Source organism: Pseudomonas asplenii, from assembly GCF_900105475.1.
Classification (GTDB): domain Bacteria; phylum Pseudomonadota; class Gammaproteobacteria; order Pseudomonadales; family Pseudomonadaceae; genus Aquipseudomonas; species Aquipseudomonas asplenii.
On record NZ_LT629777.1, the window covers coordinates 4208979 to 4223806 of the forward strand.

The window sequence follows — 14828 nt, forward strand, 5'->3', positions numbered from 1 at the left end:
TATGAGGAGGGCGGTTTTTTCAGGCGATCTCGCCGAGAATGTGCAGGCGCTTGTCGCAGGTCTTGCGCACGGCCTGCTCGAAGCGTTCGAGCACTTGGACGATATCGGCTTCGGTAATGTTCAGCGGCGGCAGGAAGCGCAGCACCGCACTGTGGCGACCACCGGTTTCGATCATCAAGCCGTTTTCGAAGCAGTTGAGCTTGATCTCCCGCGCTCGCTGGCCATCACCCAGGCCGGGACGGCCCTCGATGCCGGGACGAGTGACTTCGACGCCGAGCATCAGGCCGCGTCCGCGCACGTCGCCAATGAAGTCATAACGCTGGGCAATCTGCTTCAGCCCGTTCTCGAGCACTTTGCCCATGGCTGCGGCATTGGCAACCAACTGGTTCTCTCGAATGTGGCGCATGGTTGCGGCGCCGGCGACCATTGCCAACTGGTTGCCACGGAAGGTCCCTGCGTGGGTGCCCGGCCCCCAGGTGTCGAGGTGATCGGCGTAGACGATGACCGACAACGGGTAACCGCCGCCGATGGCCTTGGACAGTACGAGGATATCCGGAACGATGCCGGAGTGCTCCAGGGCGAAGGTGGTGCCGGTGCGCCCGAACCCGGTCTGGACTTCGTCGATGATCAGCAGGATTTCCTGCTCCAGGGTGATTTCCCGCAGTTCCTGCAACCACTTGGCCGAAGTCGGGATGCAGCCACCTTCGCCTTGCACGACTTCGACCAGCACCGCCGCCGGCTTGGTCACGCCGCCTTCAGGGTCGCAAAGCACGTTGCGGATGTAGTCGATGGACAACTGCTCGGTGTGCTCGCCGTTGGTGCCGAAGGGGCAGCGAAAGCGATAGGGGAAGGGCAGGAAATGGGTGTCCTGGGCGATAATGCCATGGCTGCTCTTGGGGCGCAGATTGCCCATGGCCGACAAGGCACCGGCGGTCATGCCATGGTAGCCGCCCTGGAACGCCATCAGCGCGGAGCGTTGGGTGTAGTGGCGGGCGAGCTTGATGGCTGCTTCGACGGCATCCGAACCCGTGGGGCCGCAGAACAGGATCTTGCTCGAGTTGCGCATTGCACTGGGCAGCAGCGAAAACAGCTCCTGGACGAAAGCGTGCTTGGCGGGAGTCGCCAGATCCAGGCCTTGCTGCAGATGATCACCGGCAAGGAACTCCAGGACCGCGGCCTTCACCTCGGGAGGGTTGTGGCCGAGCGCCAGAGTGCCGGCATTGGATAGGCAATCAAGGTATTCCTTGCCGTGGGCATCCTTGATACGCATGCCCTGGCCGCTGACGAACAGTTGTTCGAAGGTCGCTGCATAGGTGCGTGCATTCGACTCGACTTTTTTGAGATAACTGAGTTCTTCCATTATCCGATCACTCTATAAAGGTTGGCGAAGCAACAGATTAAATACGGATACTGCTGTTTTCCTAATGAGCAAGACCCGAATGAAAGCCTCAGTCGAGTAATGTAAAGCTCATGTTTTTCAACTGTCCCGCGACAGCCTGGCAGCAATGGACATCAACAGATTCGCGGTTGTAGGCGTGCCTCGCGAATGTTGAAAAATAGCTGGTATGGAAATAGTGCGAGCTTGCCCGGAATGCTGCAAATTTTTCAGTTTGAATTTGTCCCGGTATTCGATGACAGTCGCGCCAGGGGGAGGGCGCTGTTATTTGCACTACTTCCAAATGAATGGAATGAGCGGTCATGAAAGTTTCTGGGACACTCTGTGCGGGCAGATAACTATTGCAGGATCAATATATGGCGCAGGCGAGGCAGAGCTGGCCCGGGCTGGAAACCGTCCCGGGCAACTCCTTGTGCGGCGAGTCGTTACGGGTGAGTCAATGGGGATAGTTGTACCGCAAGGATCCGGTACGGCGTGAGGCGCTCTTCAGGTTCGGTTCGACCTGGCTTTCGTGACTGGTGTGCATCCAGCGGATCAGCGAGTGACGGCCACTGATGCCCATCTTGATCGCGGCACGCTTGAGGTAGCTTTCGACGGTGTTGACCCCCAGTTCCAGGTGCTGTGCCAGCTCTGGGCCGGTCAATCCAGCCAGCAGGCCGACGCAGATTTCCGTTTCCCGCGAGGACAGTTTCAAGCCGGATGCCGATAGGCGTTGGTCGAAGCGCTTGCGCAGGTTTTCCATGCCACGATTGGGTTGTTCAGTGAAGTCGAGGGCACTTCCCTCGCGCTGGCGGGTCGGTTTGCGGATGGTATTGATATGCTTTTCTACCAAGGGCAGGAGCAAGTGGGAGAGGTTTTGCAGTGTAGAGCGTTCCTGCGTTGAAAAGTGTTGTGAAGGGTTACTCCGATACAGCGAAATAATGTAGCGATATTGTGCTTTGCTGCTGCTCAAGTGCAGTTCTGCAGCATTGCCTTCGGGTAACTTGTTGGGCTGCGATGGCGGTAGTAGGCAGGTGGCGAAACTGGTTAGATGTTGGTTTGTATTGTTTTCCGCGAGTAAGTTGTCCGTCAGCCAGATCGATTGCGTCGATGTTTTCGTCAGCGACTGGATACAGTCATTGTTCATGCCGACATTGCCGATACTGGTTGCGTTACTTGTCATGCTCTCACCCTGTTCTGCGCATACCTGGGTGATGTGGGTGGCGTCCACCGGAAGTCTGGTCAGGATCAGATCATGCAGTAGTCGTGGAAAACTGCTGCTGCCGGTGCTAGCGATTACTTTTCCAATATGAGGGAACAACTGTTGTACGTTCATTATTTCACCCATGTGTTGCTGTCAATCTGTCTATTTGAGAGGGGAGTACTTATTCCGGTATAAGCAGTTCTCGACCATTTGAAGTGGTGGGGCGATTCTCAGAGCGGTACGGCGAATTTTTTCAGACCGGAGAGCGTCGAAAGCAGTCCAAGTCCGAGCAGGAAAATGCCTGGCGCGTAGTTCATGATGTTTTGTAGTGGTCCGCGCGACAGCAGTTGCCGCGACAGGGCGCTGTAGGCCAGGAGGATGGTGATATCGATCAACGCCCAGATCATGGTCAGCATCAGTGCCTGAGTGGAGAACTCGCCGCTGGAGTCGATGAAGCTGGGCAGAAAGGCCAGGAAAAACAGAATGTCCTTGGGGTTTGAAAGCCCGACCTTGAGCGCCCTCCAGAAAAAATACCGCTGTCCCTGAGTTTGCGGTTGCAGCTCGCTGGTGCCGCTGCGCAGGCTGCTGAAACCCAGCCAGCTCAGGTACAGTCCGCCCAGTACCTGCCCGGCATCGAGCAGTGTCGGGTTGATATCCAGCGCCGTGTAGATCAACAGGAGGGTACCCAGCAGCAGGAGCTGCGCGGATAGCACACCGCCAAAAATAGTCGCGCCGGGCCATGAATGTCTTGCGTCGGCGATGACCAGTGTGACGATGGGACCAGGCGAGGCGATGAGGAAAAACACGGTCACCGCAAAGGTCAGGTAAGTGGCTGTCATGGATGAGCTACCAGGCTTAGCCGAGGCCTGCGAGCTTGTTCGTTGTGCTCGGACGCAGTGGACAGAACGAAGGTTCTTTGGATCCAACGATCACGACCGTCCAGTTGGGCCGAGAAGGCGCTGCGGGCGTGGGCGGTTCGGCGGTTATCGATCACCAGCATATCGCCGGCCTTGAGGGCAACCGCTTGCACCGCGTCCCAGGCCACGCTGCGCAGGTATTGCATCTTGCTGTGCGCCAAGGCTGTTTCGGCGACCATGAAGTGCGGGTCGAAACGGAACGACGGCGATTTCGGGTCGCCGTACAGCACGGTCTGTTTCTTGTTGATGTCGATTCGGCAGTTCTTTCCTTTCGCATCGTAATCGGAAAGAAAGTTATATTTTTCGGTTTGAAAGAACTCGATGTCTTCGGCGCTCAGGCGATCAAGGATATTGCCAACCGAGGTGATGTAAGTGATGGCTTGTGCTGCTGGATCCTGACGCAGACAGAGGAGAATCAGATAGTCTGGCGATTGCTCATGAAAGGCGTTCTCGGTGTGAAGATCGAGTTCGGTGTCGTAGCTGTCGGAAGTTGCATCCTTGCAAAACTTCTTGTGTGGGAAGAAATTATTTACGAGAGCGCCATTCGACTCTTGAATATATCCTATTGGCTCCCCTAGTATGCTCGTTGCGGTCAAAATTGTTTGTTCGCTTATTTTGCAGTTTTTATTTAGGGCGGAACGATCGGGTGGGGTAGGAGGAATATCGCCAATAGGCTGGTTTTCGAGAACGATATATCCGTTCTTGTTGCCGTGCAGATGGAAATCCAGCAGCCTGGATTGGCTTTCTGCGCTCAGTTTTTCGGTTAAAGTTGTTGCGGGCAGTAGAAGGGAGGAATTGCGCATGTTGAGTATTCTTCTGTGTGTTGATTGCTTGGGTTATTTCAGGCAGACAAACGGGCAGTGGCATGCATTTCGTTGTGCGCAATTCGGTTTTTTTAGATTGGTTCTCTGCGCCAGTTTTATGATTGGATAGTTTTCTTATGAACGATTGGAATTATCCGGTAGTTCTTTATTTTGAAAAAACAGAAAATAAGGATGGGTAAGGATGAGTATTTATCATGATCCGTACGGGGAGATTCTAAAGCGCCTGCCGCCGCTGTATGCTTTGCGCGCTTTCGAGCTGGCGGCGAGGTTCAGTTCCTTCACCGCTGCTGCGGATCATCTGTGTATTACCCAGAGCGCCGTGAGTCGGCATGTGCGAACTTTGGAAGAACACTTCAGCTGCTCTTTGTTCGAGCGAAAGGGCCCGAAGATTTTTCTGACCGACACAGGTCGATTACTGGCACAAGAATTGAAGATAGGTTTCAGGATCATCGAACATGCCTGTCTTTCTACTGCGCGCAAGGAACAGGCACTGCGCCTCAAGGCACCGTCGACGTTGACCATGCGCTGGCTGTTGAATGTGCTGGACATATTCAATGAATTGCATCCCGACGATCAGGTGCAATTGACCAGTGAATGGATGGATGTTGATTTCGTCGACTTCGATTCTGAACCCTTCGACTGTGCGGTGTTACTGGGTTCGGGTGTATTTCCGGGAGACTGGAATTATATAAAGCTGTTTGACGAGTGGTTGGTTCCCATCTGCTCCCCGCAATTGATCGAACGCCTTGAGTTACAGGGCGCTCATATTTTCTCCGCTGGGCTGATTCATCCTTCCCGGGATCGTCGCGATTGGCAGCGCTGGCTGGAAAGTGCCGGGCTGATTGCTGCGGTGTCCTGGCAGAAAGGCAAGATCTTCGACACCCTGGAGTTGGGAATTTCCGCCGCTATCCAGGGGCATGGCATTTCCATCGGCGATCTGGCGCTGGTAAGGGATGAATTGCATAAGGGCGCATTGGTGCTGCCTTCGAAAAAAGCCGTGCGTACCGGCGACAGTTATTATCTGGTGTGGCCTGACCGGTCGCGCGACAACAAGATGTTGGGAACGCTCAAAAACCATCTCTGCGAAAACGTTCCGAAAATCGATCAACAAGATATGGAATTCCTCGACTGAGGGGCGCGTCGCGCCAAGGTTTCAGCGTTGCACATCGGACAGTGCCAGGTTGTTCGCAGGCTGCGCCCAGGCTCCACCCAGTGCGGTGTATAGATTGACCTGGGCTACCAGCTGTGCGAGCCGGTCGTTGATCAACCCTTGCTGGGCAGTGAACAGTGAGCGCTGGGCATCGAGGAACACCAGACTGCTGTCGACCCCGGTACGGTAGCGGCGCTGGGCCAGGTCATAGTAGGCCTGGGTCGCGTTCACCAGGTCGCGCTGAGCACCGAGCTGTTCGTTGTAGGTCTTGCGGGCCGCCAGGCCATTGGCAACTTCCTGAAAGGCGGTCTGGATCGACTTTTCGTACTGCGCCACCAGAATGTCTTTCTGCAGCTTGGCGTAATCCAGACTGGCCCGCAGACTGCCAGCGTTGAAGATCGGCAGGTTGATCTGTGGCTGGAAGGACCAGCTGCCGGAGCCGGCCTTGAATAATCCCGACAGTTCATTGCTGGAGCTGCCGGCATTGGCGGTCAGGGTCACGCTGGGGAAGAACGCTGCCCGCGCCGCGCCGATATTGGCGTTGCCGGCTTTGAGCTTGTACTCGGCCTGGAGGATGTCCGGGCGCCGTTGCAACAGATCCGAGGGCAGGCCGGCCGGAACCTGCGCCAACAGTTCGTTGGCCAGCGGCAGGCCGGGCAGGGTTTCGGAGACCGGCGCGCCGACCAGCAGGGTCAGGCTGTTCAGGTCCTGGGCCACCAGGCGTTGATAATTGGCGACGCTGGCTCGGGCGCTCTCGACGCTGGTCTGCGCCTGGAGCGTGTCGAGGGTCGACATCTTGCCGGCTTCACGGCTGTGCTGGGTCAGGCGCAGGCTTTCCTCGTTGGCCTCCAGGGTCTTGCGACTCAAGGCCAGCAGTTCCTGATCGGCGCGCCAGGTCAGATAGGCATTGGCAACGTTCGCCACCAGGCTGATATGGGTGCTGCGGCGGGCCTCTTCGGTGGCCAGATAGTTGTCCATCGCCTGGTCGGTCAGGCTGCGCACCCGCCCGAACAGGTCCAGTTCATAGGCGCTGATGCCCAGGTTCGCTGCATAGCTCGAAGAGATTGCCGACTTGCCGGTGCCGGTCAGGCTGCTGGGGACCCGCTGACGGGTACCGCTGCCACTGGCGGAAACCGCCGGGAACAGGTCGGCCCGCTGAATCCGATACTGAGCCTGGAAGGCTTGCACGTTCAACACGGCTACCCGCAGATCGCGGTTGTTGTTCAGCGAGTTGGCGATCAGTTGGCGCAACGACGGGTCCTGGAACAACTGCTGCCAGTCGGCACCGGGCGCCACAGTGGTAGCGCCGGCGGGTGACGCCGCGTAAGCCGGCCCTGATGGATACTGATCGGCAGTGGGCAAGGCGGGTTGCTGATATTCCGGTATCAGCGAGCAGCCGCCGAGCAGCAGGGCCATACCCAGCAGAGAGAGCGGGGACTTGTTCATTGAGGTGCCTCGTATACGCAGTAGGGCAGGTGCTGTCCGAGCGCTGCCTACGCTTGAAATAATTGAAAGGGGTGGCAGATTCACGCTCCGGCCATCCAGCGAATGAGTCCATGCCGGCCACTGACCCCAAGCTTGCTCGCGGCACGCTTGAGGTAAGTCTCGATCGAGCTGTTCTTGACGCTGAGTTGTTCGGCCAGCCGTGGCACGGTGCAGCCGCTGAGCAGCCCAAGGCAGACTTCCCTTTCCCTGGCAGAGAGCACGATTTCCTCCAGTGCCAGGCGTTCCTCGAAGGCCTGTTCAAGTGGCTTGCGCTCCAGCTCGCCGGCAGTGCCGGTTGGGCTGTTTCTCAAGGCCTTCGCCGCTTCTTGCCGACTTATCCGGGCGTGGCGTTCGGTCAGCGGCAGCAGGGTATCCGAGAGGTTTTTGAGGAACGACATTTCCGTCAGCGAAAACACGGGGCGGTTCGGCGGACGACACAGCGAGATCACCCAGCGTCGATTGTCGGTGCGTGATACCAGGTTGCACTGGTGGTCCATCTCTACGGTGCCAGGACCACTGCTGCGGGCATTCATGTGAATCAGCAGCGAGTCGTCCATCTCGATCATCTTTTCCAGCAGCAGGTGATTATCAGGATGGTGCAGCATGGGAGCGGGCGGGCAGTCGGGCGTGTGGCTGGCGTAACCGAGCGGTTTGATATCCAGCACGCTGGCCTGATGTTCATCCAGGGTCCATTCACTGAGTTCGACCAGGCTGACGGGTACCAGCTTATCCACCAGTTGGAGCATTTTCGTCGCGAAGTGATCGTCACCGGTGCTGGAAATGAGCCGGCCGAGTTCGGAGTAGAAATGCGGGCTTTCCAGGTTCGTCATGCTGCTGCCAAGACTCATGTTCTTATCATCCTTGATCCGGACCGATTGCCGGGAGGGAATGCTCTGGCATCCGTGTTCGCAAGCTCTCTCTTCTCCCTGAAGAGGATTTCAGCCCGGATTTAATCTTATACGGACGTTCTACGTCTGTAGCGGAAAACGGGGACACAAGATGACATGGAAACCACTCGGATAATTTGGCATTTCCGCCGCGCGAGACCATGGAGTCGAGCATTTGGTTCCATTTTTTTATTTTTTTAACTTATTGATTTTTAAATAATTTTAGATTTTATCTAATATTTTTCGTAATGCATTCGTTCATTCGGATAGCTGATGTCCTACACGGTTTAAGGCGTTTGTATGCAGTTCATTCGAGCAAACCGTGACAGGTAAATCGTCCACACTGGCCCGAATGAGTGCGTGTCATGGATTACGGGAATCGCCTCCAGCAGGTCCCGATTGAATGGCTGTCGTCAGTGCGTTGTGATTGTTTGATTAGCGCCTGAGTCTTTGAATCAACACATGAGAAGGATCTTATGGAGACGTTTTTGCCTGCCATTACGGCGCAGGACACCTGCCTGGCGCCTGGTGCGTATCCCTTGACCGCCGCCCAGCGTGATATCTGGCTGGACCAGTCGACTCGCGGTGATTCGCCGCTATACAACATTGGTGGTTATGTAGAGTTATCCGGGACATTGGATCCCGAGCTGTTGCGCCGGGCGATCGAATGCCTGGTGCAGCGTCACGATGCCCTGCGCACGGTGTTGCAGCCCGGCGTCGAGGGTTTGCCACAACAGACTTTCGCCCAGACGCTCGAGGTGCGGGTGCCGCTGTACAGCTTCGTCGATCATGCCCAGCCGCTCGCCGCCGCCCAGGCCCTGATCGCGCAGCAAATGGCCCAGGCTTACCCGCTGGATGGCTCGCCGCTGTTTCGGTTCTCCCTGATGCGCCTGAGTGACAGTCACTACCTGCTGGGCACTCAGGCACATCACCTGATTCTCGATGGCTGGGGCTTCGGCCTGATGCTCGCGGATCTGGGTCGTATCTATAGCGCGCTGGCCCGGGGCGAGGAGGTGGGCGAGGCGACGACATCCTATGCCGACTTCATCCACGAGGACCGGCTCTACCAGGCGTCGCCACGCTACTGGCGTGATCGCGACTACTGGTTCGACAAATACCGCACGCACCCCGAGCCGATGCTGCTGCCCCGTCATCGTGAACGCCCGGGCGCTGCCGCGACGACCGGTGACAGCCTGGTGCTGGCGTTCCCCACGGCGTTGCACGAACGTATGAAAAGCCTGGCGAAGGCCTGTCAAGCCTCGGCCTTCCATGTCTGGCTGGCGGCCCTGTACCTGTGCTTCACCCGCAGCCACCAGCGTGACGAATGGGTGGTCGGGCTGCCGATCCTCAACCGTACCCACGCCCGATTCAAGGCGACCCTGGGATTGTTCGCCCAGGTCAGTCCGGCGCGCCTGGCGTTTCCCGACGATATCGCGTTCGGCGAGTTGGTGCGCGGTATCGCTCAAGTGCTCCGACAGGATCTGCGTCACCAGCGTTTTCCCCTGAGCGAACTCAACCGCGGCCTCGGTCTGCTGCGTGAGGACCGCGCACAACTGTTCGAGGTGTCGGCATCCTACGAGCAGGATGATCATGACTACCGTTACGGCGAAGCCCGGGGGCACACGGTCAAGGTGTCCAATCGCCACGCATCGATGCCGCTGGCGATCCATCTGCGCAGCAATCGTTTCAACGACCAGGCCTGGATGCATTGCGTTTATGACACGGCGTACTTCGACGCCGCTGAAGTCCAGGCGTTGGCCGGGCGGGTCATCCATGTTCTCGAACAGGGCTTGGCCAATGTCGAACGGCCGCTGGCAGCGTTTTCGCTGCTCACGCCAGCAGAGTCCCAGCGCCTGGCGCACTGGAACGACCAGGCTGCCGACTACCGACGCGACGTGACCATTCACCAGCGCATCGAGGAGCAGGCCGCCGCGAGGCCTGATGCCCTGGCCGTCCTGCACCAGGGCCGCACGTTGAGTTACGCCGAGCTGAACCGGCGGGCCAATGCCCTGGCCGCCCATCTGCGTGAGCAGGGTGTGCGACCGGACGACCGGGTGGCTATCGTTGCCCGGCGCGGATTGGAGACGCTGGTGGCGCTGTTGGCAATCCTCAAGTCCGGTGCCGCCTATGTGCCGGTGGACCCGAGTCATCCTGATGAGCGCCTGGCCTATCTGCTTGACGACAGCGCGCCGGTGGCGGTGCTGGCCCAGGCCGAACTGCTGACGCGTCTGCCGCACCTGTCGGTGCCGCTGATCGAACTGGACAACCCCCGTTGGCACGCGGGCAGCGATACCAACCCTGAGGTGGCCGGGCTCGGCGCGCAGCACCTGGCTTATGTGATCTACACGTCTGGATCCACTGGCCTGCCCAAGGGCGTGATGGTCGAACACCGCACGCTGTCCAATCTGGTGGACTGGCACAACCGCGCCTTTGATCTCGATCAGCACAGCCAGGTGTCCAGCGTAGCCGGGTTCGGTTTCGATGCCATGGCCTGGGAAATCTGGCCGACCCTCTGCGCCGGTGCGACCCTGCACCTGGCACCGGCTTCCCCGGGCGCCGAGGATATCGACGCCCTGTTGGCCTGGTGGTGTGCCCAACCGCTGGACATCAGTTTCCTCCCCACTCCGGTCGCCGAATACGCCTTCAGTCGCCAGCTCGAACACCCGACCCTGCGCACGTTGCTGATCGGTGGTGACCGTTTGCGTCAGTTCAACCAGGCCCGGCGTTTCGCCGTGGTCAACAACTATGGGCCGACCGAAGCCACGGTGGTCGCCACGTCCGGCACCCTGGAGCCTGGCGGGGTCCTGACGATCGGCCGTCCGGTGGCCAACACGCGCATCTATCTGCTGGATGAACGCCAGCGTCTGCTGCCCATTGGTGCCGTTGGCGAGTTGTACATCGGGGGCGTCGGGGTGGCGCGGGGTTACCTGAACCGTGCCGAACTGACCGCCGAGCGTTTCCTTGACGACCCCTATGGCACTGCGTCCGGGGCTCGCATGTACCGCACCGGCGACCTGGCGCGCTGGTGTGAAGACGGCAGCCTGGAATACCTGGGGCGCAATGACGACCAGGTAAAGATCCGCGGTGTGCGGGTCGAGTTGGGCGAGATCGAGGCGGCGGTGGCCCATCATCCGGCGGTGCGCGAGGCGGTGGTGCAGTTGCGCGAGGGCCGCCTGTTGGCCTGGTTCATCGCATCGCAGGCGTTGTCGGCGCAGACGCTGCATGCTTATCTGCAGACCCGCCTGCCGGGGCATCTGCTGCCCAATGCCTATGTACAACTCGATGCCTGGCCGCTGACGGCCAACGGCAAGCTCGACCGCAAGGCCCTGCCGGCCCCGACCGCCGAAGCACTGGTCAGTCGTGACTACCAGGCGCCCCAGAGCGCCGCCGAAACCACCCTGGCGCGGATCTGGGCCGAGTTGCTGCAGGTCGAGCGGGTCGGGCGCCAGGACCATTTCTTCGAACTGGGCGGCAACTCGCTGCTGGCGGTGACGCTGGTCGAACGCATGCGTCAGGCCGGCCTGTATGCCGATGTCCGGGTACTGTTCAGCCAGCCGACCCTGGCGGCACTGGCTGCTGCCGTAGACGCGGGGCGCGCCATCGAGGTGCCGGCCAACCGGGTTCCTGCCGATTGCCAACAGATCACGGCGTCGATGTTGGCGCTGGCGCAGTTGGAGCAGGGTGCCATCGATCGGATCGTCGCCGGTGTGCCGGGCGGTGCGGCCAATGTGCAGGAAATCTACCCGCTGGCCCCCCTGCAAGAGGGGCTGCTCTATCACCACATGACGGCTGTCGGGCGCGACCCCTATCAGCAATACGCGTTATTCGCCTTCGATGATCGCCAGCGTCTGGAGGCTTTTGCCCAGGCGCTGCAGGCGGTGATCGCACGGCATGACATTCTGCGCACCAGCCTGGTCTGGGAAGATCTTGAGCAGCCGATGCAGGTGGTCTGGCGCCAGGCGCCGCTGCCGTTCGAGCTGATCGAGTCGCAGGCCGGCGAGGAAGATGTCGCCGGGCAATTGCTGGCGCGTTTCGATCCGGGCCTGCAACCGCTGGATATCCGCCGAGCGCCGCTGTTGGCGCTGGCGGGCGTTGAAGACCCGGCCAATCGGCGTTGGCTCGGCCTGCTGCGTTTCCATCACCTGGTCAACGATGCCACTTCCACCACTGTACTGCTGGCGGAAATCGAAGCTCACATGCAGGGGCAGGCGCAGTGCCTGGCGCCCCCGGTGCCTTATCGCGACTACGTGGCCCAGGTTCGCCTGGACGCCCGGGAGGCTGAACACCAGGCGTTCTTCAGCTCGCTGCTGGGGGATGTCGATGAGCCGACGCTGGCCTTCGGCATGCAGCGCCGCCACGACGACAGTCACGACCATGAACGTATCGAGCGTCCCCTGGCGCCAGAACTCGGCCAGCGTCTGCGTCTTCAGGCGCGGCAGTTGGGCGTGAGCCCGGCGACTCTCTTCCATCTGGCCTGGGCTCAGGTGCTGGGCGGTCTGTCGGGACGCGACGATGTCATCTTCGGTACGGTGTTGCTGGGACGCCTGCAGGCCGGCGCGGGGGCCGATCGGGCCTTGGGCATGTTCATCAATACCCTGCCGTTGCGGGTTGGCCTGGGCGGGCGTGATGTACTGGCCGGGGTCCGCCATACCCATGAGCGGCTCAGTGCCTTGCTGGCCCACGAGCACGCGCCCTTGGCGCTGGTGCAGCGCTGCAGTGCGGTGGCGGCCAATACGCCGCTGTTCAACAGCCTGCTCAACTATCGACATACTGCCGAACTTGCCCAGGCGTCGAGCCTGACCGGGGTCGAACTGCTCGACAGTGCGCAGATCGTCAGTTACCTGGTGATGCTCTCGGTCGATGACTTCGGCGATGGGTTCCGCTTGGCGGCCATGGCACCGAGAAGCCTGGGTGCATCGCGGGTGCTGGATTATCTGGGCGCGACGCTGCAAGAGCTGGCGCAGGCTTTGGAGCAGGCACCGCATACACCGCTGAGCCGCCTGCCGATCCTGCCGGTGGCCGAGCGGCGGCATCTGCTCGAGACCCTGAACGCCACTGCCGTCGACTATCCGTCGCAGCACTGCATTCAGGCACTGTTCGAGGAGCAGGTGCGGCGTACCCCGGATGCGGTAGCCCTGGTGGCCGGCGAGCGGCAACTGAGCTATCGCCAACTCAACGAACAGGCCAACCAGCTCGCCTGCCACCTGCGCGAGCAGGGCGTGCGGCCGGATGCACGGGTGGCGATCTGTGTCGAGCGCGGGTTGGACCTGGTGATCGGCCTCTGGGCCATCGTCAAGGCCGGCGGTGCCTATGTGCCGCTGGATCCGGGTTATCCGGTCGAGCGCCTGAGCTACATGCTGCAGGACTGTTCGGCGGTGGCGGTGCTGGTGCACCAGGCCACGCGCGAGTTGCTGGGCCCGGTGAACATCCCGCTGATCGATTTCGACCGCAACACCTGGCACGACCAGCCGGTGAGTGACCCGAGCGTACCCGATCTCGGACCGTCGAGCCTGGCTTACGTGATCTACACCTCGGGCTCGACCGGCACGCCCAAGGGCGTCGCGCTCGAACACCGCGGCCTGTGCAACCTGGTGCGCTGGAGTTCCAGGCTGTGTCCGGACATGGGCAACAGCGGTCTGCTGCAGAAAGCCCCGTTCAGTTTCGATGGTTCGGTCTGGGAGTTTTTCTGGCCGCTGACCACCGGCATGCGTCTGGTTCTGGCCCGGCCCGACGGGCATCGTGATCCGCAGTACCTGATCCGCCTGATTCGCGAACAGGGCATTCGCGTGATCAAGTTCGTTCCGGCGATGCTGCAGCAGTTCCTCGAACAGGACGAGGTCGGCCAGTGCGCCAGCCTGAGCGATGTGTTCTGTGGCGGCGGTGAACTCACCGCAGCGCTGGCCCAGGCGGTACAGGCCAAGCTGCCGTGGGTACGCCTGCACAACGTCTACGGGCCGACCGAAGCCACGGTCGACAGCACGGCGTGGACTCTGGAACCGGGCGCGCCGGTACCGGCGCTGCAACTGCCGATTGGCGGACCGATCTGCAACACCCGGGTGTATGTCCTCGATGCCCATGACCGGCCGGTGCCGATGGGGGTGAGTGGGCAACTGCATATTGGCGGTGTCGGCGTCGCCCGGGGTTACCTGGGCCTGGCGAAGTTGACCGCCGAACGGTTTATCGACAGTCCGTTCGTGGCCGGTGACCGTCTCTACCGTACCGGGGACCTGGTGCGTTATCGCCCGGACGGCAACCTTGAGTTCCTCGGTCGGGATGACTTCCAGGTGAAGCTGCATGGCCTGCGCCTGGAGCTGGGGGAGATCGAGGCCGCGCTGTTGGGGCATGAGGCGATGCGCGAAGTGGCGGTGCTGATGCGCGATGAACGACTGGTGGCCTATTTCACCCCCCGGGTAGCCGGCCAGGTGCCGACGATCGAGAGCTTGCGCAGCTACCTGCTGGCGTTGCTGCCGGACTACATGGTGCCTTCGGCGTATGTGCAGCTTGAGGCCCTGCCGTTGAGTCCCAACGGCAAGCTCGACCGCCGCGCGTTGCCGGCGCCGGGCCAGGATGCGGTGATCAGCCGTGACTATGAGCCGCCGCAGGGACCGGTGGAAACCGCCTTGGCGCAGATCTGGGCCGAAGTGCTGAAGGTCGAGCGGGTGGGGCGCAACGATCACTTCTTCGAATTGGGCGGGCACTCGCTGCTGGCGGTCAGCCTGGTGGCGCGCATGCGTCAGGCGGGCCTGAACGCCGATGCCCGGGAGGTGTTCAACCAGCCGACGCTGGCCGCGCTGGCGGCCAAGTCCGTGGGGCATATGCAGCAGGTGCAGGTGCCGGCCACGACCATCCCGACGCTGAACCGCAAGCGCCGCCTGTAGGGGCGGCCGGCGGTGACCTCAGTACAGGGATGCGCACTACGGCGACTTCGTTGCCTTTGAAAATGGACTTTCTCGTCAACCGTTTCCGAATTAAAAGCAGGTATCACA

9 protein-coding genes are annotated in these 14828 nt (G+C 60.5%); 2 read left to right on the forward strand and 7 right to left on the reverse strand.

All coding sequences use genetic code 11. From position 1 onward, the window contains the following. Window positions 1–19: 19 nt before the first annotated feature. The 5 genes from BLU37_RS19380 to BLU37_RS19395 all read right to left on the reverse strand — a co-directional run bounded on the left by BLU37_RS19380 (window position 20) and on the right by BLU37_RS19395 (window position 4299). The gene (locus BLU37_RS19380; protein WP_090207741.1) at window positions 20–1360 is read right to left on the reverse strand and encodes a diaminobutyrate--2-oxoglutarate transaminase family protein; all 1341 of its coding nucleotides are present in this window, start codon (window positions 1358–1360) and stop codon (window positions 20–22) included. Between the two features lie 88 nt (window positions 1361–1448). Further along, complete coding sequence (locus tag BLU37_RS29080; RefSeq protein ID WP_157696392.1) at window positions 1449–1700, reverse strand: hypothetical protein; 252 nt, start codon at window positions 1698–1700, stop codon at window positions 1449–1451. A gap of 132 nt (window positions 1701–1832) precedes the next feature. Beyond that, entirely contained in the window at window positions 1833–2711 is an 879-nt protein-coding gene (locus BLU37_RS19385; protein WP_090207744.1) for a helix-turn-helix transcriptional regulator, read from the reverse strand. 98 nt (window positions 2712–2809) lie between these two features. Continuing rightward, on the reverse strand, window positions 2810–3418 hold the full coding sequence (locus BLU37_RS19390) for a LysE family translocator (RefSeq protein ID WP_010453133.1): 609 nt from the start codon (window positions 3416–3418) through the stop codon (window positions 2810–2812). Continuing rightward, window positions 3415–4299, reverse strand: a complete 885-nt coding sequence (locus BLU37_RS19395; protein ID WP_090207746.1) for a TauD/TfdA family dioxygenase — start codon at window positions 4297–4299, stop codon at window positions 3415–3417. The genes BLU37_RS19390 and BLU37_RS19395 overlap by 4 nt, the downstream gene beginning before the upstream one ends. A gap of 202 nt (window positions 4300–4501) precedes the next feature. On the opposite strand from BLU37_RS19395, the gene BLU37_RS19400 reads away from it, so the two are divergent. Then, entirely contained in the window at window positions 4502–5452 is a 951-nt protein-coding gene (locus tag BLU37_RS19400) for a LysR substrate-binding domain-containing protein (protein WP_010453137.1), read from the forward strand. Window positions 5453–5473: 21 nt separating this feature from the next. Here the strand turns inward: BLU37_RS19400 and adeC are convergent, their stop codons facing one another. After that, window positions 5474–6916, reverse strand: a complete 1443-nt coding sequence (gene adeC / locus BLU37_RS19405) for an AdeC/AdeK/OprM family multidrug efflux complex outer membrane factor (protein ID WP_090207749.1) — start codon at window positions 6914–6916, stop codon at window positions 5474–5476. Window positions 6917–6996: 80 nt separating this feature from the next. Then, window positions 6997–7803: a helix-turn-helix transcriptional regulator gene (locus BLU37_RS19410; RefSeq protein ID WP_090207751.1), complete on the reverse strand. Its 807-nt coding sequence runs from the start codon at window positions 7801–7803 to the stop codon at window positions 6997–6999. Window positions 7804–8318: 515 nt separating this feature from the next. Here BLU37_RS19410 and BLU37_RS19415 point away from each other — a divergent pair. After that, window positions 8319–14720, forward strand: coding sequence for a non-ribosomal peptide synthetase (locus BLU37_RS19415; RefSeq protein ID WP_090207754.1), 6402 nt, complete (start codon window positions 8319–8321; stop codon window positions 14718–14720). The last annotated feature ends 108 nt before the right edge of the window (window positions 14721–14828 follow it).